The 26,876-nt window shown below is 66.1% G+C and carries 19 protein-coding genes; 5 read left to right on the forward strand and 14 right to left on the reverse strand.

Annotated elements, in window-relative coordinates; all coding sequences use genetic code 11:
* Window positions 1–76: 76 nt before the first annotated feature.
* The gene (gene choX, locus AB4851_RS01535) at window positions 77–1,051 is read right to left on the reverse strand and encodes a choline ABC transporter substrate-binding protein (RefSeq protein WP_414448137.1); all 975 of its coding nucleotides are present in this window, start codon (window positions 1,049–1,051) and stop codon (window positions 77–79) included.
* Between the two features lie 38 nt (window positions 1,052–1,089).
* The gene (gene betC / locus AB4851_RS01540; RefSeq protein ID WP_414448138.1) at window positions 1,090–2,625 is read right to left on the reverse strand and encodes a choline-sulfatase; all 1,536 of its coding nucleotides are present in this window, start codon (window positions 2,623–2,625) and stop codon (window positions 1,090–1,092) included.
* 209 nt (window positions 2,626–2,834) lie between these two features.
* On the opposite strand from betC, the gene AB4851_RS01545 reads away from it, so the two are divergent.
* Both AB4851_RS01545 and purU read left to right on the forward strand, forming a co-directional pair.
* Window positions 2,835–3,749 carry a choline sulfate utilization transcriptional regulator gene (locus AB4851_RS01545; protein WP_414441953.1) on the forward strand — a complete coding sequence of 305 codons (915 nt, stop codon included), beginning with the start codon at window positions 2,835–2,837 and terminating at the stop codon, window positions 3,747–3,749.
* A gap of 166 nt (window positions 3,750–3,915) precedes the next feature.
* On the forward strand, window positions 3,916–4,791 hold the full coding sequence (purU, locus tag AB4851_RS01550) for a formyltetrahydrofolate deformylase (protein ID WP_414448139.1): 876 nt from the start codon (window positions 3,916–3,918) through the stop codon (window positions 4,789–4,791).
* Between the two features lie 198 nt (window positions 4,792–4,989).
* On the opposite strand, the gene AB4851_RS01555 is transcribed toward purU, so the two are convergent.
* The 11 genes from AB4851_RS01555 to AB4851_RS01605 form a co-directional block, all read right to left on the reverse strand.
* Window positions 4,990–6,111 (reverse strand): TIGR03118 family protein, encoded by a 1,122-nt coding sequence (locus AB4851_RS01555; protein ID WP_414448140.1) that lies wholly within the window; start codon window positions 6,109–6,111, stop codon window positions 4,990–4,992.
* 327 nt (window positions 6,112–6,438) lie between these two features.
* On the reverse strand, window positions 6,439–8,091 hold the full coding sequence (locus AB4851_RS01560; RefSeq protein WP_414448141.1) for an APC family permease: 1,653 nt from the start codon (window positions 8,089–8,091) through the stop codon (window positions 6,439–6,441).
* Between the two features lie 172 nt (window positions 8,092–8,263).
* Window positions 8,264–9,130 (reverse strand): glycine betaine ABC transporter substrate-binding protein, encoded by an 867-nt coding sequence (locus AB4851_RS01565; RefSeq protein WP_414441310.1) that lies wholly within the window; start codon window positions 9,128–9,130, stop codon window positions 8,264–8,266.
* Window positions 9,131–9,284: 154 nt separating this feature from the next.
* Window positions 9,285–10,430: a 2Fe-2S iron-sulfur cluster-binding protein gene (locus tag AB4851_RS01570; RefSeq protein ID WP_414448142.1), complete on the reverse strand. Its 1,146-nt coding sequence runs from the start codon at window positions 10,428–10,430 to the stop codon at window positions 9,285–9,287.
* Window positions 10,431–10,482: 52 nt separating this feature from the next.
* Window positions 10,483–11,724, reverse strand: a complete 1,242-nt coding sequence (locus AB4851_RS01575) for an aromatic ring-hydroxylating oxygenase subunit alpha (RefSeq protein WP_414441308.1) — start codon at window positions 11,722–11,724, stop codon at window positions 10,483–10,485.
* A 54-nt stretch (window positions 11,725–11,778) separates the two neighbouring features.
* Entirely contained in the window at window positions 11,779–12,576 is a 798-nt protein-coding gene (locus AB4851_RS01580) for an electron transfer flavoprotein subunit beta/FixA family protein (protein WP_414448143.1), read from the reverse strand.
* On the reverse strand, window positions 12,573–13,736 hold the full coding sequence (locus AB4851_RS01585; RefSeq protein WP_414448144.1) for an electron transfer flavoprotein subunit alpha/FixB family protein: 1,164 nt from the start codon (window positions 13,734–13,736) through the stop codon (window positions 12,573–12,575). Before AB4851_RS01585 ends, AB4851_RS01580 begins: the two co-directional genes overlap by 4 nt.
* Window positions 13,737–13,740: 4 nt before the next feature.
* Entirely contained in the window at window positions 13,741–15,666 is a 1,926-nt protein-coding gene (locus tag AB4851_RS01590) for a (Fe-S)-binding protein (RefSeq protein ID WP_414448145.1), read from the reverse strand.
* Between the two features lie 2 nt (window positions 15,667–15,668).
* Entirely contained in the window at window positions 15,669–17,732 is a 2,064-nt protein-coding gene (locus AB4851_RS01595) for an FAD-dependent oxidoreductase (RefSeq protein ID WP_414448146.1), read from the reverse strand.
* 47 nt (window positions 17,733–17,779) lie between these two features.
* Window positions 17,780–18,322, reverse strand: coding sequence for a DUF5943 domain-containing protein (locus AB4851_RS01600; RefSeq protein ID WP_206125783.1), 543 nt, complete (start codon window positions 18,320–18,322; stop codon window positions 17,780–17,782).
* A 133-nt stretch (window positions 18,323–18,455) separates the two neighbouring features.
* Window positions 18,456–19,427, reverse strand: a complete 972-nt coding sequence (locus tag AB4851_RS01605; protein ID WP_414441303.1) for a dipeptidase — start codon at window positions 19,425–19,427, stop codon at window positions 18,456–18,458.
* A gap of 495 nt (window positions 19,428–19,922) precedes the next feature.
* Between AB4851_RS01605 and AB4851_RS01610 the strand changes: the two genes are divergently transcribed.
* Window positions 19,923–20,948 carry a GlxA family transcriptional regulator gene (locus AB4851_RS01610; RefSeq protein WP_414441302.1) on the forward strand — a complete coding sequence of 342 codons (1,026 nt, stop codon included), beginning with the start codon at window positions 19,923–19,925 and terminating at the stop codon, window positions 20,946–20,948.
* 55 nt (window positions 20,949–21,003) lie between these two features.
* Window positions 21,004–22,266 carry a glycosyltransferase family 9 protein gene (locus AB4851_RS01615; protein ID WP_414448147.1) on the forward strand — a complete coding sequence of 421 codons (1,263 nt, stop codon included), beginning with the start codon at window positions 21,004–21,006 and terminating at the stop codon, window positions 22,264–22,266.
* A gap of 123 nt (window positions 22,267–22,389) precedes the next feature.
* Here the strand turns inward: AB4851_RS01615 and fdhA are convergent, their stop codons facing one another.
* Window positions 22,390–23,586 (reverse strand): formaldehyde dehydrogenase, glutathione-independent, encoded by a 1,197-nt coding sequence (fdhA, locus tag AB4851_RS01620; protein ID WP_414441300.1) that lies wholly within the window; start codon window positions 23,584–23,586, stop codon window positions 22,390–22,392.
* 440 nt (window positions 23,587–24,026) lie between these two features.
* Here fdhA and AB4851_RS01625 point away from each other — a divergent pair, with 440 nt between their 5' ends.
* The gene (locus AB4851_RS01625) at window positions 24,027–26,876 is read left to right on the forward strand and encodes a type VI secretion system Vgr family protein (protein ID WP_414448148.1); all 2,850 of its coding nucleotides are present in this window, start codon (window positions 24,027–24,029) and stop codon (window positions 26,874–26,876) included.

A 26,876-nucleotide genomic window follows, 5' to 3' on the forward strand; every position in this document is an offset into this window, starting at 1 on the left:
AACGACCACAAATGGCCTGTCAGCGACCGCTGCTGATAAACCCTGAATGCGGTGGCCGCACCGGACGAGCGTCACATCACAGGCCGAGCGCGCCCTTGGCGGCCGGCAACGCGGGCGCGCCGCTCGCGGTGGTCACGCCGTCGAGCCAGGTGCCGAGCAGGTCCGGATGGGCACGCAGCGCGCGCTTCGCGGCGTCGGCGGGCGAGAGCTTGTCGAGCAGCATCGAGGCGATCATCGCGTTCTCCAGGTCGACGTTGAACGTGATCTGCCTGAACAGGCGGCCGAGATTCGGGCACTGGTTCGCATAGCCGCTGCGCGACACGGTATTGACGGTCGCGCCGCCGTAGTCGGGGCCGAAGTAGGCATCGCCGCCCGACAGGTAGACCGGATGGAACCTGGTGTTCATCAGGTGCGGCTCCCAGGCCAGGAACACGATCCACTTGTGATCGCGTTCGGCGCGTTCCACCTGGGTCAGCATGCCCGTCTCGCTCGATTCGACCAGCGACCAGTTCGCACTGCCGAGCGCCTTGTCGGCGATCATCCGCTTGATGTTCTGGTTGGCCGGCGCGCCTGGCTCGATGCCGTAGATGCGGCCTTCGAAGCGGTCGGCGTACTTGGCGAGATCGGCGAACGAGTGCACGCCGGCCGCGGCCACGTAGTCGGGCACCGCCAGCGTGAACTTCGCATGGGTCAGGTTCGCGTGCAGCACGTCGATCGATTTCTCGTCGACGAACGGCTTCACGAGTGGCCCTTGCGCCGGCATCCAGTTGCCGAGGAACACGTCCACCTGCCCTTTCTTGAGGCCCTGGAACGTGATCGGCACCGACAGGTTCGCGACGCGCGGATGGTAGCCGAGCGCGTCGAGCACGGCGCCCGTCATGGCGTTGGTGGCGTCGATGTCGGTCCAGCCCGGCGCGGCCATGCGCACGTCGCCGCAGGAGGCCGGATCGGCGGCCTGCGCCGCGCCGGCAAACGCGAGCGCAAGGCCTGTGGCGAGCAGGCTGCGCCGCAATGCGCGCGCCGGTCCTGCAATGCGAAGGTGTCGTTTCATTGCTTGTATTCCCGTGTGGATGAAAGGTGTGCCGGCGTTCAGCGTTGCGGGCGCGGGTAGCGCGCCATCGCTTCGAGCGTGTCGAGTTCGATGTGGTTGCGCATGTAGCGCTGGCTGGCGTCCTGCATCGGCTGCCAGTCCCACGACTGGATGCGGCCCTGCGTGGTGGCCGCGAAGTGGAAGCGGCGGCGGCGCTGGCTGGCCAGCACGTCGGCGTGGATCGCGTCGAGGTTCCAGCGTCGCGCCACCTCGGCGCGCAACGCCGCCACCCGCTCGCTCTGCGCCGGGTCGGCCGCGAGGTTGGTCAGTTCATGCGGGTCGTCCTTCAAGTTGAACAACTGGTCTGGATCGACCGGCGTGTGGATGAATTTCCAGTCGCCGCGCCGGATCATCACGATCGGCGCGATCGCGCCTTCGGCCAGGAATTCGCCGATCGCCTCGTCGTGGCCGCCCGCGCCGCTCAAGTGCGGCACCAGGCTCTGGCCGTCGATCGCGTCGGGCCATTCGGCCGGCGCGCCGCCGGTGGCGAACTCCACCAGCGTGGGCAGCAGGTCGAGGTGCGAGACGGACGCCGACACGCGCGAGGCAGCGAACCGGCCCGGCGCATTGACGATCAACGGCACGCGGCAACCGCCCTCGAAGAACGTCATCTTGTACCAGAGGCCGCGCTCGCCGAGCATGTCGCCGTGGTCCGCCGTCACGATCACGACCGTATCGTCGGCGAACCCGCAGGCTTCGAGCGTACTCATGACCGCGCCGAATTGCGCGTCGGCATAGCTGGTCGAGCCGTAATAGGCGCGGCGCGCGGCGCGGATTTGCGCCTCGCTGGGCGGCGTTCGGTCGATCTCGCTGACGCCGCGCAGCCGCCGCGAGTGCGGATCGCTCTCGTCGAAGCCGAGCGTGACGGCCGGCATCGGCACGTCCTCGTCGCGGTAAAGGTCCCAATATTCGCGCGTGATTGCGTAGGGATCATGAGGATGGGTCAGCGACATGACCAGGCAGAACGGACGCGCGTCGGTGCCCATTTCCTTCTCGCGCGCCAGATCGTAGAGCTTCTGGCGCGTGGCGAACGTCACTTCGTCGTCGAAATCGAGCTGGTTGGTGCGCACGCATGGGCCGGCGTCGAGCACCGAGCCCATGTTGTGATACCAGCTCGGGCGGTCGGCCGGCTGGGTCCAGTCGGGCACCCAGCCGAAATCGGCCGGGTAGATGTCGGTGGTCAGGCGCTCCTCGAAACCGTGCAGTTGATCCGGCCCGCAGAAGTGCATCTTGCCGGCCAGCGCCGTGCGGTAGCCGGCCGCGCGCAGGTAATGCGCGAACGTGAGCGTCTGGGCCGGCAGCTCGGCGGCGTTGTCGTAGGCGCCGATCGCGGCCGGCAGCTTGCCCGCCATGAACGAAAAGCGCGACGGCGCGCACAGCGGGCTCGCGCAGTAGGCGGACTCGAACACCACCCCGCCGGCGGCCAGGCGATCGATGGTCGGCGTGATCGCGCCACGGTGCCCGTAGGAGGACAGCGCGAACGGCGTCAGTTGATCAGCCATCAAGATAAGGATATTCGGCTTCGTGTTAAGCATTGCGAATTGACTGAATTAGAATCGACGGGATCGCGCCGCCGCCGGCAGCGTCGGGTAAGCCCTGAGCTTCGCCCCACTCGCCACGGCGCGGCGCGGCTGACTTCACTGTCGCCGGCCGGAATCGCGCGGGGAAGATGTCGAATGCTTATGGGCCATCAGAGGTGCTTATGTCAGACGGGCTTCCGGGGCGAGCCGAGCGCTTGCCGCCGATGCAGGCGCTGTCCGCGTTCGAATCCGCGGCGCGCCTCGCGAGCTTCACGGCGGCCGCGCGCGAGCTGGGCTCCACCCAGCCGGCCGTCAGCCAGCGCGTGGTGCAACTGGAGGAAGCGCTCGGCACGCCGCTGTTCGACCGCGGCCATCGCGGCGTGACGCTGACCGAGGACGGCGAGCGGCTGTTCGAGGCAGTGCGCCAGAGCCTCGACACGCTGCGCTGCGCCACGGCCGACATTCGCGAGCGCCGCACGCGCGGCGCGCTGACGCTGGTGACCGATGTCGGGTTCGCGACCTACTGGCTGATGCCGCGCCTGTCGAAGCTGAAGGAGGAAATGCCCGATGTGGACGTGCGCGTGGTCACCGCCCAGCACGCCGATCTGCAACGCGATCACGCCGACGTGGCGATCCTGTTCGGCGACGGCGACTGGCCGTCGTGCACCTCCACGCGGCTGTTCGAGGAATCGGTCACGCCGGTGTGCTCGCCGGCCTTCCTGGCGAGCCACGGCCCGATCGCCGCGCCGGCCGACCTGCTGACGCGCCCGCTGCTGCACGTGCAGCCCACCCGCCCCGAGCGCTGGCTGGCGTGGCAGGGCTGGTTCGGCGCGCATGGCCTGATCGCGCCGCCCGAGCCGCACGGGCTGACGTTCAACAGTTATGCGCTGGTGGTGCACGCCGCGCTGATGAACCAGGGCATCGCGCTCGGCTGGTCGCCGCTCGTCGACCAGCTCGTGCAGGATGGGCAACTGGTGCGCTGCGTGGACGCCACCGTCGTCACCTCGCGCGGCTACTTCCTGGTGCGCCCGCCGTCGCGGCCCGAGGCGCCGGCCGTCGGCCGCTTCCGCCGCTGGCTGTTCGACCGCTGCCGCGAAGCCAACGCCGGCGAGCGCGCCGTGCTGGCCGCCGGCATCTGAGCCGCGGCCGGGGCCAGGCATTGCGCCCGCCCCCGTTTGGCGTTTCGATACCAGCGTCACGACGTTTCGATTCTATTCAGCGCGATATCGGACTGTTCTACTGGAGCCTGGCCGCAATCGAGCGGCCGCGTGCGGCGCACCGCGCCGCCGCCGATCCGAGGAAAGCATGTCCGGCTCCGAACGCAATTCCCGATTCCTGCTGACGCTGTCGTGCCCGAGCGCGGCTGGCCAGGTGGCCGCCGTGGTCGGCGTGCTCGACCGTCACCGTTGCTACGTCGACGAACTGACCGTGTTCGACGACGACCTGAGCGGCCGCTTCTTCGTGCGCTGCGTGTTCCATGCGAACGACGCCGCCGATACGCCCGACATCGAGGCGCTGCGCACCGAGTTCACGCCGATCGCCGAGCGCTTCGACATGCAATGGGCGATCCACGACGCCAGCGCGCGCCCGAAGGTGCTGATCCTGGTGTCGAAGCTCGAACATTGCCTGGCGGATCTGCTGTTCCGCTGGAAGATGGGCGAACTGAAGATGGATATCGTCGGGATTGCTTCGAATCACCCCGATCTCGAACCGCTGGCCGCGCAGCATCACCTGCCGTTCCACCATTTCCCGATCACGCCGGACACCAAGCGCCAGCAGGAAGCGCAGTGGCTCGACCTGTTCGAATCGAGCGGCGCCGAGCTGGTGATCCTCGCGCGCTACATGCAGGTGCTGTCGCCCGAGGCGAGCGCGCAGCTCGCCAACCGCGCGATCAACATCCACCATTCGTTTCTGCCCGGCTTCAAGGGCGCGAAGCCCTATCACCAGGCGCATGCGCGCGGCGTCAAGCTGATCGGCGCGACCGCGCACTTCGTGACGGACGACCTCGACGAAGGCCCGATCATCGAGCAGGTGGTGGAGCGGGTCGATCACGCGTACCGGCCCGAGCAATTGCTGACGGTGGGGCGCGACACGGAATGCATGACGCTGGCGCGGGCGGTGAAGGCATTCACCGAGCGCCGCGTGTTCCTGAACGGCGACCGGACGGTCGTGTTCAACTGAGCCGGCGCGGGGCGCCGCTCGACGGAATTTCCTTGGGTCTCTCTGACCTTCTCGACCCGATCGCAGCGATGCGATCGGGGTTTTTTCAAGCCGCTTCCGCTTGCGGCATATCGTCAGGATTCCATATCACCTCACCGTCGGCGCTGCCGCTCTCCACTCAACGAACAGCGACACCTCGGGCGCCGGATTTCCCTAGGCTCAGGGCGTGACGTCGATGCGGCCGTACACGCCCGTGGTCGGCGTCGGGCCGGCCGCGTAGAACAGCGTGTTGGTCGGCTGGTTCGCGGCGTTATTGCCGAACGACATGCCCCAGATGCCGGCCTGCTTGAACGTCGAGCCGTCCGGGTTCGGCAGCGCGCCGATCAGCGCATTGGTGGTCGGGTTGAACACGTCGATCGTGCCGTCGCCGAAGTTGCCCACCATCAGATCGTTGCTGGCCGAGCCGAAGTTCGACGGCGCGATCACCATGCCCCACGGCGAATTCAGCGTGCCGCCGGTGGCGATGCGCTTGACGAAGTTGCCGGCCGTGTCGAACGCATCCACCACGCCGTTGCCCGCGCCGTTTACCTGCGTCTTGCCGTTGCTGCCGAGCACGGCGTAGGACACGTAAACGTTGTTGCCGATCGCTGCGATGCCAAACGGCGAGAAGCCCGCCGGCAGGCTCGGATCGACGAACTTGCCGACCAGGATCTTGTTGAACGCACGGTCGAACGTATCGACCTTCTTGTTGTGGAAATCGGTGGCGTAGATCACGTTCGCACCGGCGTTCACACCGATCGCGAGGCCCTTGTAGACCGCCCCGCCCGCGCCGTCGTCATAGGCGTTGACGGCCTGCGTCGGCAGCACCTTCGGCGACCACGCGGCGATCGTGCCCGCGTCGGTGGCCCACATGAACACCGCGTTGGCGGCCGCGCCGCCGTTCGCGCTGATCTGGAAATCGGTGGCGGTCTTGTTGAACACGATGCCCGTCGGGCCGGCGGCCGCGCCGGCCGCGTTCGCCGGGATCGACACCACCAGCGATTGCGGCACGCCGTTGCCGTCGTACAGCGTCGACAGATGCGTGTTGTTGTCCGACACCCACATCACGCCGGTCGGGTTGAACGCGATGCCCCAGCCGTTCTTGAGGTTCGGGTCGATATTGGCAGCCGTCGCGCTGCCGTCGGACACCAGCGTGGTGGCCTTGAACTGCGTCTTCAGCGCCGGGGGCGGCGGTGCGGTCACCGTCGGCGTGCTGTTGTCGTCTCCCCCACCGCATGCGGCGAGCGTGAAGGCCGTGACGGCGGCCAACGAGGCCATGGCTGCAATGCGCTTCAATTTCATTTTCTATTCCTTATCGAATGACACGGATGGAGTTCGACCGGGCGTACCTCGACCGAACCGGTATCTCGACGGCTCGACTCGGCTGAGTCGCGGTGTTCGCCTGCGTCGCCTTGAACACGTTCTCGTCGACCACATAACGCTGGGGCGAAGCGGCTTATTCCATCGAATTTCGAATCTTTTTCGTCCGGAATGCTTTCGATTCGGAAAGGAACAGGGAGATTTGAAAGGAAGTGTTGCGAATGCAACTGTAAGAAAAAGGGCCGCTGATCGGCGGCCCCGTGGTCCTGCGGTCCTGCGTTGTTCCGGCATCACCCCGCCGCGGCTACCTCATCGCCAGGCCAGGTGATACGAAATCGCCACGATCAGCGCCGCCGCGATCAACGCCACGAACGGCAGCGCCTCGTATATCGGATGCCGCTTCGGCACGGCCAATTCCATGTCCTGCTGCATCTGCTTCGGGAAGCGCCCGCGATCCTGCCAGTAATGGCGATAGACGAACACCGGCACGATCAGCAGCATCGCGATGATGCCGTTGCGCAGCGTGCCCTCGCCCTGCAGGTTCGCCCCCGCGCCCACATAGACGAGGTTCAGATACCCGCAGATCGACCCTGCCACCAGCAGCCAGGTCGGGCAGCGGAACGGCCGCTTCCAGTTGCCGCGATCCATGCGATGGATCCAGCCCGACTGCAAATTCAGGAATACGAAGATCATGTAGCAGACGTTCGAGATCGACAGCACCGTCATGTAATCCGACATCATCAGCAACACCAGGTTGAAGCCGAGATCGGTCCACATCGCGCGCGTGGGCGCGCCGTGCTCGTTGACATGCGAGAGATAGCGCGGCAGCCAGCCATCGACGGAAGCCTGATAGAGCGTGCGCGACGAACCCATCATCGAGGTCATCACGATCAGCAGGATCGACAGCATCAGCATCACCACGATCGCGTTCGCCACCCACACCCCGCCACCCACCATCTTCGCCATCGCGGCCGCCACGCCGGTGCCGTCGCCGATCTTCGGGTCGAGCATCGCGCTGGTGCCGAGCGCGCCCTGGAACGCGAGCGGCACCAGCGTCATCACCACCAGGCACAGCGCGCCGGACCAGAAGATCGCCTTGGCCGTGTCGCGGGCCGGGTCGCGGAATTCGCGCGTGTAGCACACCGCCGTTTCGAACCCGTAGGAGGCCCAACCGGCCATGAACATCGCGCCGAGCGCCATCACCACGCCCTGCCCGTTCCAACTGCCGAACGTGGCGGCCGTGAGATGGCCGTTGGCGTCGTGACCGAGCGGCAGCAACGGCAACAAGTGCGACATCGGCACGTCGCCCGTCACGAACGGCACGATGCCGACGATCAGCAGCGGCGTGAGCGACGCGATGCCGAGGATGCGCTGGGTTTTCGCGGCGGCCGATGCGCCGCTGTGCTGCAGGCGGAACGTGATCAGCAGCAGGATCGCGGCGATCACGAACGTGGCGTTGATCCGCAACGTGAGGCCCGGCTTGATGAAGCCGAGGTTGGCGACGGTGAACTGCCAGTGCTGGATCGCGGCGTCGGCCGGAAACAGCGACGTGAGCGCATAGCTGGCGGCAAGGCCGCAGCCGAGCGCGAGCATGGGCGACCAGGCGAGCCAGTTGCACCACACCGACACCGGGGCAATCATCTTGCTGTACCGCACCCAGCCGATCGCGCCATACACCGACGCGCCGCCCGATTTATGTGGAAATAGCCCCGATATTTCCGCATAAGTCGCGCTCTGGAGCAGCCCCATCGTGATCGCGCCGATCCAGATGGCCCACGCCGGTTGGCCGATCGTGGCGCACACGCCGCCGATCGTGAAGAGCACCCCGGCCGGCACGCCGCTGGTCACCCAGAAAGCATCTTTCCAACTGAGGCCGCGATGCAGCGAACGGCCTTCCTGTTCGTGTGAGCGCGTCTTGTCGACCTCGTGCGTGCTGCGTGTTCGCAGCTCTGTCTGACCCATCCAGCACCTCCTCTCAAGATCCGTCTCAAGGGAAACAGTGTAACCAAGCTTTCACCAAACCCCTTGAAACAAGCTGTTTTTATCAAAAACAATGCCCGTCCAACCTGAGATCGGACGGGCATTTTTACTTCGCAGTCTTGACTACAAACACTGCCTTACCGTTTTCAGGCGATTACTGCGCGCCGTCGGTCCAGCTCTTGACGCGGTCGCCGTGTTGCGAGATCCACTGCGTGGCCGCCGCATCCGGCTTCGCACCGCCCTGGATCGCCAGCATCACCGAGTCGAGTTCGCCGGCCTTCCACTGGAACTTCTTCAGGAACGCCACCACCGGCTTGGCCTTGGTTTCGAGGCCGGGGTTCGCCACGCTGTCGACGTGCTCGGCTTCGCCGAACACCTTCTTCGGATCGTCGAGGAAGCGCAGGTCCCACTTCGCGAACATCCAGTGCGGCACCCAGCCCGTCACGATGATCGGCTTCTTGGCGTTTTCGGCGCGCGCCAGTTCGGCGGTCATGGCGCTGCCCGAGCTGGCCATCAGGGTGTACGACAGGCCGTAGGCCTTGATCGCGTCGTCCGTCTTGCGCATCACGCCGGCGCCGGCATCGATGCCGACGATGCGGCCGGCGAAATCGGCCTTCTCGGCTTCGAGATCGGCGATGCTCTTCGCCTTCACGTAGGTCGGCACGATCAGGCCGATCTTCGCACCCGGGTAGTTCACGCCGAGGTCGACGACCTTGGTCTTGAACTGATCCCAGTACGCGCCGTGCGTCACCGGCAGCCAGGCCGACAGCGTCGCGTCGAGGTCGCCGCGCGCCACGCCCTGCCACATCACGCCTGCCGCCACCGGCACGAGCTGCACCGGGTAGCCGAGCTTCTTCTCGATGATCTGGGCGGCGACGTTCGAGGTGCCGACGCTGTCGTCCCACCCTTCCACGTAGCCGATCTTGATGGTGGGCTTCGTGTCGGCGAAGGCGGAGGGGGCGGCGGCCGTCAACAGCGCGGCAAAGGCCCCGCACCAGGCCAGTTTTGCGATGAATTTCATGGTCGATCTCCTTGGGGTGGTCATTGGCGCGACGTTGCACGCCTTGTGGGTCTCTCTAGGTTCCGCAGCCACAATTCATCGGTATCGTCGTTTTCCGACACGTCCTTGTCGATAAGCGACGTGGGGTGTTGCCGGCTGCGTAGCCTCGCCCTACTTACTTGTCCACCACGAGATCGGACAGCGGCCTGCTGCAGCACAGCAGCACCATGCCGTTGTCGATTTCGCGCTGGCGAATCCCGCCGTTGTGCTTCATGTCCACCTGCCCCGACACCAGCTTGACCTTGCAGGTGCCGCACATGCCCTGCGAGCACGACGACGGCAAACGCACCCCCGCCTGACGCGCCGCGTCGAGCACGGTCTGGTCGGCGCCGCAGGCGATCTCGCGATGGCTCTTGGCGAAGCTGACCGCATAGTGCGTGGTTTCCGGCACCGGCACGCCTTCCTCGACCAGCGTTTCCACGGTTTCGGGCGCGGCCTCGTCGAGCATGGTTTCGAACGAGAAGCTTTCCTCGTGATACTGCTGGCGGTCGAAGCCGGCCTCGTCGAGCAGGTCGCGCACCGCCTTCATGTACGGCGCGGGGCCGCAGGTGAAGATCTCTCGCTCCATGAAATCCGGCGCGATCAGCTTGAGCAGCGGCAGCGACAGGTAACCCGTCACGCCCGGCCAGTTGGTTCGGCTTCCTACGCGTTCGCAGACGAACGCGGTGCGGAAGTTGTTCTGGCTCGACGCGATCATGTCGATCTCGCGCGGGAAGATGATGTCGTCCGGCGTGCGTGCGCTGTGCACGAACACGATGTCGCGATCCTCGGCCAGATCGTAGTGCGCGCGGCTCATCGACATCAGCGGGGTGATGCCCGAGCCGGCCGACAGGAACAGGAACTTGCGCGCGGGGTGGCGCGCGCAGGTGAATTCCCCGGCCGGGCCGAGCACGCGCACCGATGCGCCGGCCTGGAGGTTGTCGTGCAGCCAGTTCGACACCTTGCCGCCCGGCACGCGCTTGACCGTGATCGACAGCGTGTGCGGCCGCGCCGGCGACGACGAAATCGTGTAGCAGCGGTTGATCGTCTCGCCGTCGATATCGAGTTCGAGCGTGACGAACTGGCCCGGCTCGAACGCGAACGTGCGCCCTGACGGCGAGCGGAAAAAGAAGCTCCGCACGTCGTGCGTTTCCTGCCGCACATGGCAGCAGATCAGTGTTTCCTCGACGTCGCTCGTCCAGAGTTCGGGCAACGCCTTCCAGAAATCGGGCTGCGTCACGCGGCTGTCTACCGGTTCGAAATTCGCGGCATCTCGCATCATCTCTTGCTCCGCCTGTCCTGTCCGTGCTGGGTGTGTGCTGGGGTAGCGGCCGTCAAGCGCCGAGGTGCGCGGCCATGCGGCCGATGTACCACGCCGAGAATTTCTCGACCAGGCCTTCCGTGAACGGCGAGTACGGGCCCGGTTCGTAGGCGCTGCTCGATGCGCCGCGCTGCGAGAATTCCACGAGCGCGCGATCCTGGTCGTTGGTGGCGTTCCACACGGCCGTGAGGTTCTTCACGTCGTAGTCGATGCCTTCCTTCGCGTCCTTCTGAACCAGCCACTTGGTGCGCACCAGCGTCTTGCCGGCCGACAGCGGGATCACCGAGAACGTCACGATGTGATCGGCCATGAAGTGGTGCCACGAGTTCGGCTGGGTCCAGAACGACAGGCCGCCGAGGTCGGCGCGTTCGAATTCGCCGAGCAGCTTCTTCGATGCGGCCTTGGCGTCGAGCGTTTGCGATTCGCCGGCGCGATCGAGCGGCAGGCGCTGGGTGCGGAAGCCGGTGACGTCGAGCAACTGCTCGACCTCGACCGACGGCAGGCCCAGCTCGGCCCATTGCTTCTCGCGCGTTTCGCAGGTCTGCTCGAACGCGGCCATGCCTTCGGCGGTGGCGGGCGACGGCTGATAGCCGAAGCCATATTCGTACAACGAAATGGTCAGCTCCGGATGGTTCGCGACGCAGTGGTAGCACTCGCGGTTGTTCTCCATCGTCAGCTTCCAGTTGCCTTCCTCGATGATGTCGATCTGCGCGGCGATCTTCGTGTTCGGCAGATCGTGCGGCAGCAGGTACGGCTCCATCGCGGCGCGCAGGTTCTCGAAGTCGGCCGGCGGCTCGTCGGCCAGGCAGACGAACAGCAGGCCGCCGAGGTTCTGCAGATGCACCGATTTCAGGCTGTGCTTGCAGCGGTCGAACTTCTCGCCCATGTGCTCGGCGAACATCAGCGCGCCGGTCAGGTTGTAGGTCCAGCTGTGGTACGGGCAGACGATGTTGCCGACCGAGCCTTTGTCTTCGTTGCAAAGGCGCGCACCGCGGTGGCGGCAGACGTTATGGAACGCACGGATTTCCATGTCGTCGTCGCGCACGATCAGGATCGAATCGCTGCCGAGTTCCACGGTCACGTAGTCGCCCGGTTCCGGCACATCCGGCTCGATCGCGACCTGAATCCAGTGCTTGCGGAAGATCGCGTCCATATCGAGCTGGAAAATCTCCTCGCTCAGGTAGAACGGGGCCTCCAGGCTGTAACCCGCTTTGCGGCGCTCCACCAGCGCGCGAATATCTACCGTTTGATTCATCGTTTGCTCCGGACTCTATGCTTGGTTCCCGCCGACTGACAAAGGGTCAGCGATTCAGTAATCGATCAGTTGATGCTCGCGCAAATACGCCAGGATCACTTGTGCTTTTTCGACCGAACTCCCTTCATTTACGACGTTGCCGCCGCGGCTTTCGGTCGTGGTTGCGGACAGCATCCGGGCATGTCCCGAGCGCTTCTCGGCGGCCACCAGCTTGACGGGTTTGCGTTCGGTCGGCGCTGTTTTCCAGGCCGCGAAATCGGCCGATTCGGCGCTCGCCGCCACCGCTTCGGCCGGCACCGGCACCACGCTGCCGGCGCGCTGGCGCGCGTAGGCGTAACGCGGCTGCGCGTTGGCGAGCGGATGTACGGCCACCACCGCGGGCAGCATCACGGCCGCCTTGCGGCGCAGGCCCTTCGGCAGGAATTGCCGGATCACAGCTTCGCCGTTGCGCACCTCGATATCGACGGCCGTGCCGGCCAGCCGGTAGTCGAGCTTCGCGGCCACCTGATACGGCAGCAGGCCGGTATCGAACGCGCCTTCGGCACGCGTGCCGGTCAGCACCAGGTCCACCCCGGCCAGGCGGCCCGCCAGCGCCGCGACCGTGTCGTCGCCGGGGCGGCATGCGATCACCTCGACCTTGCGTGCGCCGAGCGCCAGATAATCGGCCAGCGCCGGATCGTTCGGGTCGCCGGCATGCAGCACTTCGAGTTGCGCGCCGTGCTCGCCGGCCAGCGTGCGGCCCAGTTCGAGCGCGGCCGCGTCGTTGCGGCTGTAGCGCGGCGCGCCGCTGACCGGGTGCCGGCCCACCGACACCAGCACCGCGATTCGCGACAGTTTGCGGGGGGCGTTCATGCGGCCACTCCTTCCAGATGCCGCGCACCGTGCTCGCTCGCACGGCCGCGTGCCGCGCGTGCGGCGTTCACTTGTTCGATCAGCGCGGCGATGGTCGCCTGCGCATCGCCCACCACCGTGAGGTTCGCGCGCTTGGCGATCGGCGCGCTGGCGTCGAGGTTCACGGCGATCACATGTCGGCAGTCCTTGATACCTTGCAAATGCTGGACCGCGCCGGAAATGCCGAACGCGATGTAGAGGCTGGCCTCGACCGTCTTGCCGGTCGCGCCCACCTGCTTGTCGCGCGTGAAGTGCCCGTTGTCCACCGCCACGCGGCTCGCGCCGATCGCCGCGCCGAACACGCCGGCCAGCGTCTCGAACGCGCCCACGTCGGTCACGCCGTTGCCGGCCGACACGATGAAATCGGCCTCTTCGAGCGCCACTTGCGCGGCGTCGAGTTCTTCCATGCCGAGATCGCGATAGCCGTTGGCGGCGCCGGCCGTGCCGATCGCGAACGGCGCGGCAAGCCGCTCGCCGGCCCCGACGAACGGCAGCTTCGGTTCGACCGCGTTCGGCGCGAGCAGCACCACGTCGGGCAAGGCCCGCGTGCAGAACTGGCGTTTGGCGTCGGCGTACACGCCCACGTGCTTCGCGTCGATCTCCACCACCTGCGCGGCCACGCTCGCGCCGAGCGCGGCGGCGTAGCGGCGGCCGAGGTCGCCGTCGCCGGTGGCATTGTCGGGCACCAGCACATGGCGCGGCGCCAGCGCGGCGGCGCAGGCCAGCAGCGCCTGAAGCTCGGTATCGGGCGCGAAGCCGCGCCGGTCGAAACCGGGCAGCTCGATCAGCTTGTCGATGCCGAGTTCGGCGATCTCGTCCTTCAGTTCACCGAACGACAGCAGCACCACTTCGCTGCGCGCGTCGGCCAGCAGCGCGGCGGCGGCCACCACCTGGCGCGTGTGATCGTCGAGCGAACCGCGCTCCGGGTGGCCCACCACCAGCAGCACATGCTCGGCGGCTTCCACGCTGCGTTTGGGCTTCGGCGCATCGTGGTGCGCGTGGCCGGTCCAGAGCGCGACGTTGCCGCCGGCCCCGCCCACCTCGCCCAGCGTGATGCGCTTGAGTCCGGCCGGCGTGACCACGAAGGGCCGGCGCGGATCGATACGTTTGAGGGTGTTCATCGATTCACTCCAGCGAGGCGGCGACGAGTTCGGCGACATCGAGCACGTCGGGGCGCGGGCCGACCACGCCTTCGAGCATCGCCGTGCAGTTCGGGCAACCCACCGCGACCACGTCGGCGCCGATGGCGCGCGCGTCCGCGATGCGGATATCCGGAATCCGCTGCTTGCCGGGGATGTCGGTCAGCGGCGCACCGCCGCCACCGCCGCAGCAGCGCCCGCGCATGCCGTTGCGTTCCATCTCCACCACCTGGATGCCGATCGTCTTGAGCAGCTTGCGCGGCGCTTCGATTTCGCCGTTGTAGCGGCCCAGGTAGCACGGGTCGTGATACGTGATCTTTTTCTCGCGCAGCGCCTCGTTGGCCTTCGGCGTGATGCGGCCCGCCTCGGCCAGCTCGGCCACGAACGCCGTGTGATGCTTGACCGTGTAGCGCGCGCCGAGCGCGCGGTATTCGTTGCGCAGGCTGTGCATCACGTGCGGATCGGCCGTCACGATCTGCTTGAACGACAGCGCGTCGAGCGTGCCGATCAGGCGCTTGGCCATCTGCTGGAACGTGGCTTCGTCGCCGAGCCGGCGCGCCGTGTCGCCGGTATCGGTTTCGGCGCGGCCGAGCACCGCGTAATCCACGCCGGCCTTGTTCAGCACCTTGATGAAGGCCCGCAGCGTGCGCTGGTAACGCATGTCGAACGCGCCTTCGCCGGCCACGATCAGCACGTCCACCGGGCGGCCCGGCTGGGCCACCGGCGCTTGCAGGTCCACCGACCAGTCGTAGCGCGCCGCCGTGTCGAAGCCGCCCATCGTGCCGGTTTCGCGCAGGTTCGCGATGGTTTCCGCGCCCTTGCCCGGCACCGTGCCGTGCACCAGCGTCTGGTTGCGGCGCATGTCGACGATCGCGTCCACATGCTCGATCAGCATCGGGCACTCCTGCACGCAGGCGCGGCAGGTGGTGCACGACCACAGCGTGTCGGCTTCGATCAGGCCCGAGACGATCGGCCCGTTCGGCTCGCCGCCGTGGCGGCCCACCGCGATGCCGGGCGTCGGGCTGCCGGCGTAGGCTGCGTCGGTGCCGCCGGCCATGCCGGTCACCAGATCCTGAATCAGCTTCTTCGGGTTCAGCGGCTGGCCGGAGGCGAACGCCGGGCAGGCGGCTTCGCACTTGCCGCACTGCACGCAGGCATCGAAGCTCAACAACTGGTTCCAGCGGAATTCCACCGGCTTGCCGACACCGTATTCCTGCTGCTCGATATCGGGCAGCTTGAGCGCCGTGGGCGGCACGGCCGTGCCGTTGCCGGTGAAGCTCTCGCGGCTCGCCGCGAAGCGTTCCTGACGCGGGTGGAACGCCAGATGCAGCAGGCCGGCGATGGCGTGCTTCATCGGGCCGCCGCGCGCCGCGCCGAACGTCATGGCGAACGCGCCGATCGCGATCAGCACCGCGCAGAGCACGGCCACCGCGCCCGACATCGCGCTGGCCGGCACCACCGCGTACAGCGCGAGGCCGAACGCGAACGAGCCGAGCAGCCAGGGCAGCGTATTCCACGGGCCGCGCGACAGGCGCGCCGGCACGTTCTTCGCCGCACGGCGGCGCCACACGAACACCGCGCCCACCAGCATCGCGAGCGAGGCCAGCAGGATCAGCTTGTCGAGCCACGGCGAGTAGATCGCCAGGCCGTAGTTGACGAACACCAGCGCCATCGCGCCGATCGCGCCGCCCGCCGTCGCCACGTGGGTCTTGGCGATGTACGGGTCGCGGGCCACCACATGGTGCAGGTCGACGAAATAACGCTTCGGGATGGTAAATAAATGGCCGATGCCGAACGCGCCGGGCGCGGTGGCCCGGCCCACGCGCCAGAATGCCGAGCGCTTCGCGACGGCGAACGCAAGCCCCGCCACCGACAGCCACAGCAGGGCGGTAATCATGAAAGCCGGATTCATCGTCAGAAGTCCTTCACGAGACGCAACGAGTCGTAGATCGCGCCGTGGACGTTGTGCATCGAGATGCAATCGCCGACGCGGAACAGCAGGAAGCGGCCGTTGCCGAGTTGTTCCGACAGGCACGGCTGCGGCTCGGACGCGAACAGCGTGTGCGGATCGATCTGGCCGCGGTTCAGCGATTCGGGCTTGAGCTTCCAGTACAGTTCGTCGTTCGGCGACGAACCGTTCTCGACCACCACCTGATCGACCACGCGTTCTTCCTGCTCTTCCGTGTATTCGTTGCGCAGCACGGCGATCGTCTTGCCGTCTTCCACGTACACGCGATCGAGCATGGTGTTCGGCGTATGAATCACGCCGAACGCATACAGCCGGCGGTAGAAGATCGGGAACGTCGTGCCGCCGCAATCGTCGGCCACCTTCACGTCCGGCGTGACGATCTCCACTTGCGAGCCGCGGCTCGCCATGAAGTCGGCCACGCCCGCGCCGGCATGGGTGCTCACGCCGTCGAACAGCAGCACGTTCTTCTTCGGCTCGACCTTGCCGTTCAGGATGTCCCACGAGCTGACCGCCAGGCCTTCGTCCACGCCCCAGCCCGGCACCTGCCAGGTGAAGCTGGAGCCGCCCGTGGCCAGCACCACGATGTCCGGCTTCTCGGCCATGATCATCTTCTCGTCGGCGGCCACGCCGAGGCGGCGGTCCACGCCGAGGCGCTTGGTTTCCATGTCGAACCAGCGGATGATCCCCGACATCTGTTCGCGTTGCGGCGCCTTCGCCGCGATCATCACCTGCCCGCCCACTTCCGCGTTCTTCTCGAACAGCACCACCTCGTGGCCGCGCAGCTTCGCCACGCGCGCCGCTTCCAGGCCGGCCGGGCCGGCGCCCACCACCACCACCTTGCGCTTCGGGCCGCGCGACTTCTCGACGATGTGCGGCATCGTCGATTCGCGCGAGGTGGCCGCGTTCTGGATGCACAGCACGTCGAGGCCGTTGTACTGGCGGTCGATGCAGTAGTTCGCGCCCACGCACTGCTTGATTTCGTCTTCGCGGCCGTCGCGGATCTTGATCACCATGTGCGGATCGGCGATCTGCGCGCGCGTCATGCCGACCAGGTCGATCATGCCGGTGGCCAGCAGGCGCTCGGCCTGGCCCGCGTCGCGAATGCTCTGCGCGTGCATCACCGGGATCTTCACGACCGACTTGATGCCGGCCGCGAGGTGGACGAACGGTTCCGGCGGCAGCGCCATCGGCGGCATGCAGTTGGCGATCGTGTTGTGGGTGTCGCCGCCCGAGCCGACCACGCTCAGGTAATCGATCAGGCCCGTCTCGGACATCGCCTGGGCGATTTCCTTGAGCGCTTCGTGATCGAGGCCATCCTCGTGGAATTCGTCGCCGCACATGCGCAGGCCGACGCAGAAATCCTTGCCCACCGCCTCGCGCACGGCCGTCAGCACTTCGATGCCGAAGCGCAGGCGGTTCTCGAGGCTGCCGCCCCATTCGTCGGTGCGGTGGTTCGAGCGCTTGCTCCAGAACTGGTCGATCAGGTGCTGGTGGGCGGCCGAGATTTCGATGCCGTCCATGCCGGCGGCCTGCACGCGCTTCGCGGCGGCCGCGAAATCGCCGATGATGCGGCGGATTTCCTCGATCTCGATGATCTTCGCGTTGCCGCGGTGCACCGGCTCGCGCACGCCCGACGGCGACATCAGGTGCGGCCAGTGCTCGCCATGGAACGACGAGCGGCGGCCCATGTGGGTGGCCTGGATCATGATCTTCGCGCCGTGCTGGTGCATCGTGTCGGCCAGGCGCGTGAGCGGATCGATGATCTTGTCGGTCGACAGGTTGACCGACTTCCACCAGCCTTGCGGGCTGTCGACCGATACCGGGCTGGAGCCGCCGCAGATCGCGAGGCCGACGCCGCCTTTCGCCTTCTCCTCGTAGTAACGGATGTACCGGTCTCCCGGCAGGCCGCCCGGCTCCGCGTACACCTCGGCGTGCGCGGTGCTGACGATGCGGTTTCGCAAGGTCAGCTGGTTGAGCGTCATGGGCTTGAACAGGTTCGGGTAACGCATTGGGGGCGACCTCTGGCGGGCTCTGTCGTATTGGTATCGGGTATGAATCAGGCAGCGATCGGCGACACTTCGAACACGCAATGGCCGTGGTGGTCATGGTGTTCGCCGGCGCAATGCGCTTCGGTCGAGAACGCGCGCGGCGCGCCCTTGCCTTCCGGCGTGGTGTCGTTGACCCAGTCCATCGCGCCGGCGAACCAGCCCGCGAACATGTAGCAGAGCTTGCCGATCTTCTCCGGCTGCTGGAGCACGAACGACGAATGGCGCAGCTCGATGCGGGCGCGCGCGTTCACCGGGTCGGCCTCGATGATGCTGAACAGGCCCCAGCCGCGTTGCGACAGGCGGTTCAGGTAGTGCTCGAACACCGCCATGCCCTGGATGCCGTGCGCCGGCGCTTCCTTGTCGCACCAGTAGTAGGCGGACTTGTAGCCGGCCTTGTAGAGGATTTCGGCGTAGGCGTCCTGGCCCAGCGCTTCTTCCACGGCAACGTGGTTGTTCGTGAAGAAGTGGCGCGGCACGTACAGCATCGGCAGCGCGTCGGTGGTCCAGACACCGGTGTTGGGATCGACGTCGATGGGCAGTTGCGGTTGCATCGTTGACTCCGTGATGAGGCATGGCGCCCGGGTTCGGGCGCGACTTCGCCCGCGCGCCGTGGCTCGTGGAGCGGGCGCGTGGTGCGGATCGATTGAGTGAATGGCGGTGGGCCGGCCCGGGGCCGGCGCGGAATCAGGCGCCCCAGACGTCCTTGAACACGCGAACCCAGTTCTCGCCCATGATCTTGCGAATGCGCGATTCCTTCCAGCCGGCCTTTTCCATCGCCGCGGTCAGGTTCGGGAATTCGCCGATGGTTCGGATTCCTTCCGGGTTCACGACCTTGCCGAAATTGGTCAGGCGGCGGTAGCGGCCCTTGTCGTGCGTGAGCATGTCGAAGAATTCGGTGCTGTAGCCCTGCGTGAAATCGGTGCCGATGCCCACCGTGTCCTCGCCGATCAGGTTCACCACGTAGTCGATCGCCTCGATGTAGTCGTCGATCGTGGCGTCGATGCCGCGCTTGAGGAACGGGGCGAACATCGTCACGCCCACGAAGCCGCCGGCATCGGCGATCTCGCGCAGTTGCGCGTCGCTCTTGTTGCGCGGGTGTTCCTTCAGGCCCGAGGGCAGGCAGTGCGAATACGTGACCGGCTTCTTCGAGAATGCGATCGCTTCGGACGACGTATTGCCGCCCACATGCGAGAGGTCGACCATGATGCCGACGCGGTTCATTTCGGTGATCACTTCGCGGCCGAAATCGGACAGGCCGCCGTCGCGTTCGTAGCAGCCGGTGCCGACCAGGTTCTGCGTGTTGTAGCAGAGCTGCACCACGCGCACGCCCATGTCGGCGAACGCTTCGATGTACGAGAGGTTGTCTTCGAACGCATGCGCATTCTGGAAGCCGAGGATCACGCCGGTCTTGCCTTCGCGCTTGGCGCGGGCGATGTCGTCGGTGGTGCGCACCAACGTCAGCAGTTCGCTGTTCTCGCGGATCGCCTGCTTCATCGTGCCGATGTTGTCGACCGTCTTGATGAAGCTGTCCCAGACCGACACGGTGCAGTTGGCGGCCGTCACGCCGCCCTTGTGCATATCCTCGAACACCGAACGATCGAACTTCGAGATGTTCAGGCCGTCGATGATGATGCTGTCCTGATGCAGCGTGCTCATGTGATTCTCCAGAATGGCGCGTAGTGTGGGCGATCGTGCGGGTTATCCCGGCGGCTGGCGCTTCCGGGAAAGGCCCGTCCTGCAAGGGATCGAGGCGGGTTTTCGCAGTGGCTGCCGACGGCTCTATTCTTGTCGTTCGGATTTTTGGCCGATTGATGAATTCAGACGCTTTCTTTGCCTTTTCCGACATGCGCGTCCGTTTTGTACAAGTCGGCCGGCCCGTCGTTTCCGGACCGGTAACCGCCTACGGGTATGCACCGAGGCAGGCGGCGCGCGAAAGCGCGCATGATCTGGCACCGGCACGGTGCCGGCCGCGCCTGGCGCGAGCCGGCGCGGTGCAGCGCATCCCCGCCGCGGTGCGCCGCACCATCCGTTGCGAGGCCCGGCCCACGGTGCGATCAGGGTTTAGCCGTATGGCATGGTTGTTGCGCGGGATTCCACAATAGCCGAGCCGTGTTCCCCCAGCGCGCCGATTCCCGATTCAAGGAACGCCCCATGTCCCCCGACCGCACCGCGAGTCTGTCTCACTTCGCGTTCGTTCCCCTGCCCAACTTCACGATGATCGCGTTCACCAACGCGATCGAAGTGCTCAGGATGGCCAACTACCTGAGCGGCCAGACGCTGTACCGCTGGTCCGTGGTGTCGCCGGGAGGCGGCCCGGTCACGGCAAGCAACGGCCTGAGCGTGGATACCGCGCCGGCCGAGACGCTGGGCATTCCGGACGTGGTGTTCGTGTGCGGCGGCGTGGATGTCCAGCGCGCCACCACGGCCGAGCATCTGGTCACGATGCGCCGCTTCGCGCGCGCGGGCGTGGCGCTCGGCAGCCTGTGCACCGGCACCTACGCGCTGGCCAAGGCCGGCCTGCTGTCGGGCTATGCCTGCGCGATTCATTGGGAGAACATGTCGGCGCTCAAGGAAGAATTCCCGGACACGCGCTTCCTGAAAGAGCTGTTCGTGATCGACCGCGACCGCATTACCTGCACGGGCGGCGTGGCGCCGCTCGACATGATGCTGAACCTGATCGCGCCGCGCGTCGGCACGGCACGCGTCACGCAGATCGCCGAGCAGTTCATCGTCGAACACGTGCGCGATACCAGCGCGCAACAGCGCATGCCGCTCGTCGCGCGGCTCGGCTCGGCGAACAAATCGCTGTTCGAGGTGATCGCGCTGATGGAGAACAACATCGAGGAGCCGCTCTCGCGCGAGGAACTGGCGCGGCTCGCGAACATGTCGCAACGCCAGTTGCAGCGCCTGTTCCGCGAGCATCTCGGCATGACCCCCACGCATTACTATCTGACGCTGCGCCTGCGCCGCGCGCGCGAGCTGCTGCTGCAGACGGATATGTCGATCATGCACATTACAATGGCATGCGGTTTCCAGTCGGCCTGCCATTTCAGCAAGAGCTATCGCGATGCGTTCGGCACCGCGCCGACCCGCGAACGCCGCAAGCAGGTCGCACCGCTGGCGCAACCGATGCTGCCGATCGGCGCATCGCAACCGGCGCTCGTGCTGCACGCCTGACGCTCCCGCCCCGGCCGGACGCGGGCGGCGGCGCGCCGCCTCACCAGGACCGGACGTGCAACACGATGCCGCGCTGGCGAACGCCTATCTCGCCTACCTGAACGCCCCCCACGGCGACGCCGCGCTGGCGCTCGCACGCCGTTTGCGCGAGGCCGGCCACGCAGAGGCCGCGCTCGAGCAGGCCGAACGCGCCGCAGCCGGCGCCACCCAAAGCGGCACGCCGTTCGCGCAGGCGCTGGCCGGCATCGAGATGAACTACCTCGGCCGCTTCGCCGACGCCGACGCGCTGCTCACGCGCGCCGAAGCCGGCCTGGCCGGCGACCCGAACCTCTACATCGTCCGCTTCGAGCAAACCGTCGCGCGCTTCGGCCAGGGCCGCTATCGCGACGCGCACCAGCTGTACCGCGAGCTGCGCGACGCGCCGCACCGGCGCACCATCGTCGAGACGCTGTATCCCGGCCACGGCGGCAGCTTCGAATGGGCCGAGCGCAAATTCCTCGGCCATCACGATCCGGTCGAGGGCAAGCGCGTGCTGGTGATGATGGAAGGCGGCGCGGGCGACCTGTTCATGCATGCGCGTTATCTGCAATGCCTGAAGGAAGAAGGCGCCGCCTCGGTCGACGTGCAGGTGGTGGACGCCGCGCGCGGCGTGCTGCGCCACGACGGCTTCGTGCGGGAAAGCGGCCCGCATATCGGCGCACTCGCCGACGAATGCGATTGCGTGACCTGGCTGTTCAATCTGTTCGCGCGCTACCAGCGCACGCCGCACGCGCCACGCTTCGATACGCCCTATCTCGACGCGCCGCCCGCCTCCGCGCTGCCCGATGGCGTGCGCGACGCGCTCGACGCGCCGGGCCTCGCGCGCATCGGCCTGGTGTGGCGCAGCAATTCGGGCGTGCGCCACGAGCCGTACCGCTCGATCGCGCTCGATGCGCTGGCACCGCTGCTTGATCAGCCGGGCTGCCGCTTCTATTCGTTGCAGGTAGGAGAACTCAGCGATACAGAACGCGAAACCGTCGCTCGCCACGGCGTGGTGGATCTCGCGCCCGCGCTGCACAGCTTCGCCGACACGGCCGCCGTGCTCGACCGGCTGGACCTGCTCGTGTCGATCGATACCGGCGTCGCGCACCTGGCCGGCGCGCTCGGCAAGCCGGTGTGGCTGATGCTCTCGCAGGCGGGCGACAGCCGCTGGCTCAACCATGTCGACTACACGCCGTGGTATCCGAGCATGCGCCTGTTCCGCCAGCCGACGCTCGGGGAATGGCAGGCACCCGTGGCCGCGGCGGCCGAGGCGCTGGCGGCGCGCGATTTCGGCTGATTGCGGCCCGAGGCCGTTCTCTTTTCTCACAAGCGCTTGCGCGCGCAACCAAAATGAAAACGGCCCGCGCCGAAGCGCGGGCCGTGTCTCTCGGGTTCCGGGCCTGGCGGCCTCAACCGATCGTCAAGCCGGGATCAGACCGTGCGGATCGATCACGAACTTGCGCGGCGCACCCCCGTCGAACTTGCGATAGCCTTCCGGCGCCTGATCGAGCGAAATCACCGTCACGTTGACGATATCCGCGATCGGCAGGCGGTCGAACAGGATCGCCTGCATCAGGTTGCGGTTGTACTTGAGCACCGGCGTCTGGCCGGTATGGAACGAGTGCGACTTCGCCCAGCCCAGGCCGAAGCGGATGCTCAGGCTGCCGTGCTTGGCGGCCACGTCCTTCGCGCCCGGATCGTCCGTCACGTACAGGCCCGGGATGCCGATCGCGCCGGCCGGACGCACGATTTCCATCAGCGAGTTCAGCACCGTGGCCGGCGCTTCCTCGTTGCTGCCTTCCGAACCGTGGCCATGCGCCTCGAAGCCCACGCAATCCACCGCGCAGTCGATCTCGGGGCGGCCGACGATCGCCGCGATCTGGTCGCCCAGCGGCGTGTCCTTCGACAGGTCCACCGTTTCGAAGCCCACCTTGCGTGCGTGTTCGAGGCGCTCGGCGTTCATGTCGCCGACGATCGTCACCGCCGCGCCGAGCAGGCGCGCCGAGGCCGCCGCAGCCATCCCCACCGGGCCGGCGCCCGCGATATACACCGTCGAGCCGGGCTTCACGCCGGCCGTGACGGCGCCGTGATAGCCGGTGGGCAGGATGTCGGACAGGCAGGTCAGATCGCGGATCTTCGCCATCGCCTGGTCGCGGTCCGGGAACTTGATCAGGTTGAAATCGGCGTACGGCACCAGCACGTACTCGGCCTGGCCGCCGATCCAGCCGCCCATGTCCACGTAGCCGTACGCGCCGCCCGCGCGCGCCGGGTTCACGTTCAGGCACACGCCCGTGCTTTGCTCGCGGCACATCGGGCAGCGCCCGCAGGCCACGTTGAACGGCACCGTGACGATGTCGCCGAGCTTCAGCGTTTCCACGTCGCCGCCCAGCTCGATCACTTCGCCCGTGATTTCGTGGCCGAGCACGAGGCCGACCGGCGCCGTCGTGCGGCCGCGCACCATGTGCTGGTCCGAGCCGCAAATGTTCGTGCTGACGACCTTCAGGATCACGCCGTGGCCGATCTTGCGCCCGCTCGGATCGACCATCTTCGGATAGTCGATGTTCTGCACTTCGACCTTGCCCGGGCCCTGATACACGACTCCTCGATTGCTGCTCATCGCTTCGTCTCCTGTCTCTCTGGCTTGGTGCTGCGCTTCGCCCGGCGCGGCCGCGCACGGGTCGGGCAGCAAGCCTTCAGAGGGTAGTCCGGGGGGCGGGGCGGGGGGCGTAGTAAACGCGACATGGGGTTGCTTGATGCCGACATGGGGGATGGGGATTGAAATCGTCGATCAAACGCGAGCCCCTGCATGCCAAATTGGACGAGAGATTGGGCGCATTGCAATGATGTGCCGCTCTGATTGAGAAAGTAGGCACCCGGAAAATACATCCCGTCAAAAATGAAAGTAAATTGAAATTAATTTGAAATATTGAAGAGAAATCACGCCACAAGTCGATGATTCCTTTCTTGTTTTGATGATTCCAGGTTGCTTTCACACTTCTGTCATCCGTAAAATCACGGATCAAAATAAAGCAGATAAATACACAGAGAGATACCGAAATGGGCCCTCAGGACGTGGTCGCAACGGGAACGGGCGGGCTGACACAACAGGGCCGCCTACTGAAATTGGACGTACAGGCAGGCAGCGCGCTCCTGCTGCCGCATCGCGTGGTGGCGCATTCGAGGATCGGTCGCGATTTTCGCTTTTTGCTCGACTGCGTGTCGACTTCGCAAGACATCGAACTCAAGACGCTGATCGCTCAACCGGTCACGTTGTGGATCCAGCAGACCGACGGCAGCTACCTTCCCCATCACGGCTACATCCACATGGCCCGCCGGCTCGGCAGCGATGCCGGGCTGAGCTGCTACCAGCTCGCATTTTCCTCGTGGATGCACTTCCTGAAATTCCGGCGCGATCAACGGCACTGGCAGGACAAAAGCGCCGACGCGATCATTTCCGACGTGTTCGACCAGCATCCTCAAGCGCGCGGCATGTATCGCTTTGCATTGTCTTCCCCGTTGCCGGTACGTTCGTATTGCCGCCAGGCCGAATACGACTGGCATTTCGTTCATCGTCTGATGGAAGACGAGGGACTTTACGGAGTCTGGCAGCAGGCAGAGGACGGGAAATCCCACAACCTGGTGATCACTGACCGATTGCAAACGCTCGAGCCGCTAGCGCCGGAAACCGTCGGCTTTTACCATGCCGAAACCGGTGGCGAAGCCGATGCCCTCATGCAATGGTCCGGCACACGCACGCTCCAATCGACGCAGTACTCGACACGCACCTTCGACTACAAGCGTCCATCCGCGTCGATCAACCCGAAGGGCACCTCGACGCCGACCATGCCCAATCAGGGCGACCTCCCGCAACAAGCGGAAGTCTACGAATACACCGGCGGTTACACCTTTGCCGAGCAGCAGCACGGCGATCGATTGTCGAAGATCCGCATGGAGGAATGGGAGTCGCGTGCGAAGCGCTTTCATGGAGTGGCCGGCCTCAGGCGTATCGATGCGGGTCGGCGCTTCACGATTGCCGATCATCCCGTCCACGATCGCGACCCGGCCGCCCAGCGCGAGTTCGCGAGCATCGAGGTGGAATGGACGATCGAGAACAATCTCCCCTTGTCCGACCACGAAACCACGTACCCCCACAGCCTGGGCAATGCGCTCGCCCAGGCCCGCGCCGACGATCCTCAACAAAGCTTTGCGGTCGCCCATGCCGACGGCTCCAGCGGCTTTTATCGGGTCGCCATCGAAGCCCAGCGCACCAGCGTGCCCTATCGCAGCCCCTTCGAACATCGCAAACCCGAGGCCAGACTTGAATCGGCCATCGTGGCCGGCCCCGATGGGCAGGAGGCCTATACGGACGAGCTCAATCGCGTCAAGGTGCTGTTCGTCTGGGATCGCATCAATCAGGCAAACGAACAGGCATCGTGCTGGGTGCGCGTCGCGCAATCCGATACCGGCAGCGGTTACGGCGGCGTGCACATGCCACGCGCCGGGGAAGAGCTGTTGATCGGCTATGTCGGAAACGACATCGACCGACCCATCGCGCTGCATCGTGTCTACAACGGCTCGAACCCGCCCCAATGGCATTCGAACGGCCTGCTGTCCGGCTATCGCTCCAAGGAGTTTTCGGGAAGCGGCTTCAACCAGATGGTGATGGACGACGCAACGGGGCAGAACCGCGTCCAGCTCTACAGTTCCAGTTCGAATGCGCAGTTGCATCTCGGCTATCTGATCCAGCACACGGGCAATACCCGCGGCGACTTCCTCGGCACCGGCTTCGATCTCGGTGCAGAAGCCTACGGCGCATTGCGGGCCGGACGCGGCCTGTTCGTGTCGACGCATCCGGCCACCAGCCAGCCGCTCGACACGCAACCCGCGAGCCGGCAGCTGGACAATGCGCGAAGCGTGGTCGAAGCGCTTTCCCAGGCCAGCGAGACGGCCCAGGCGGAAAGCCTGAAAGACGGTCGCGACGCCTTGAAGCAATACACCGACGCGACACGGCACAGCGTGTCAGGCTCGACCGCAGGCGGCGGCCGGACCGCGGGAGGCGGCACCGGCAGTGCCAACGCCTTCTCGCAACCGCTGATGCTGTTCGCGGCGCCGGCCGCGCTTGCGCTGTCGACGCAGGCTTCCACGCAGGTTTCGGCCAGCGAGCACATCAACCTCGTGAGTGGCCAGAGCACGCACCTCGTGGCCGGCAAATCGCTGATTGCGAGCGTGACCCAGAAGATCAGCCTGTTCGTGCAGAACGCCGGCATGAAGCTGTTCGCGGCCAAAGGCAAGGTCGAGGTGCAAGCGCACGCCGACAATATCGAACTGACCGCCCAAAAAACCATGAAGATCGTCTCCGCGACGGACCAGGTGCAGGCCGCGGCCCAGCAGGAAATCCTGCTGACTTCGGGCGGCGCCTATATTCGCATCACGGGCGGCAACATCGAACTGCATGCGCCAGGCAAGATCGACGTCAAGGGCGCGAATTTTTCGTTCAGCGGCCCCACCCGCATGGATGTGACGCACCCTGCCTTCAAGGACATGCCGACGCGGCGGCTCACGCTCAACCTGAACGCCTCGCCGTCGGCGAGCCAGATCGTTCCCGCCGGCATGCCGTACAAGCTCTACGCGGACGAGGCGCTGATCAAGCAAGGGGTATTGGACAAGTCGGGCGAGTTGCCCATCGATCACCACGTCACCACGCAAAAATACGTGCTCGAAATGGCCAACGGCGTGAAGCACGAGATTCCCGTGCCGGGCGAATACCGGGATCCCGTGAACGGCGCCCTGGCCAACCGAGGGTTCCAGTTCCATGAAACTCTCCCGGAAGGCGACGTACCCGCCCCCGATCGCGCCGTGCATCGGCAAGCCTACAACGACCTGCTGAATCCTCCTTCGGACAACTGA

The sequence above is a fragment of the Burkholderia sp. 22PA0099 genome (genome assembly GCF_047497165.1).
Lineage (GTDB): Bacteria > Pseudomonadota > Gammaproteobacteria > Burkholderiales > Burkholderiaceae > Burkholderia.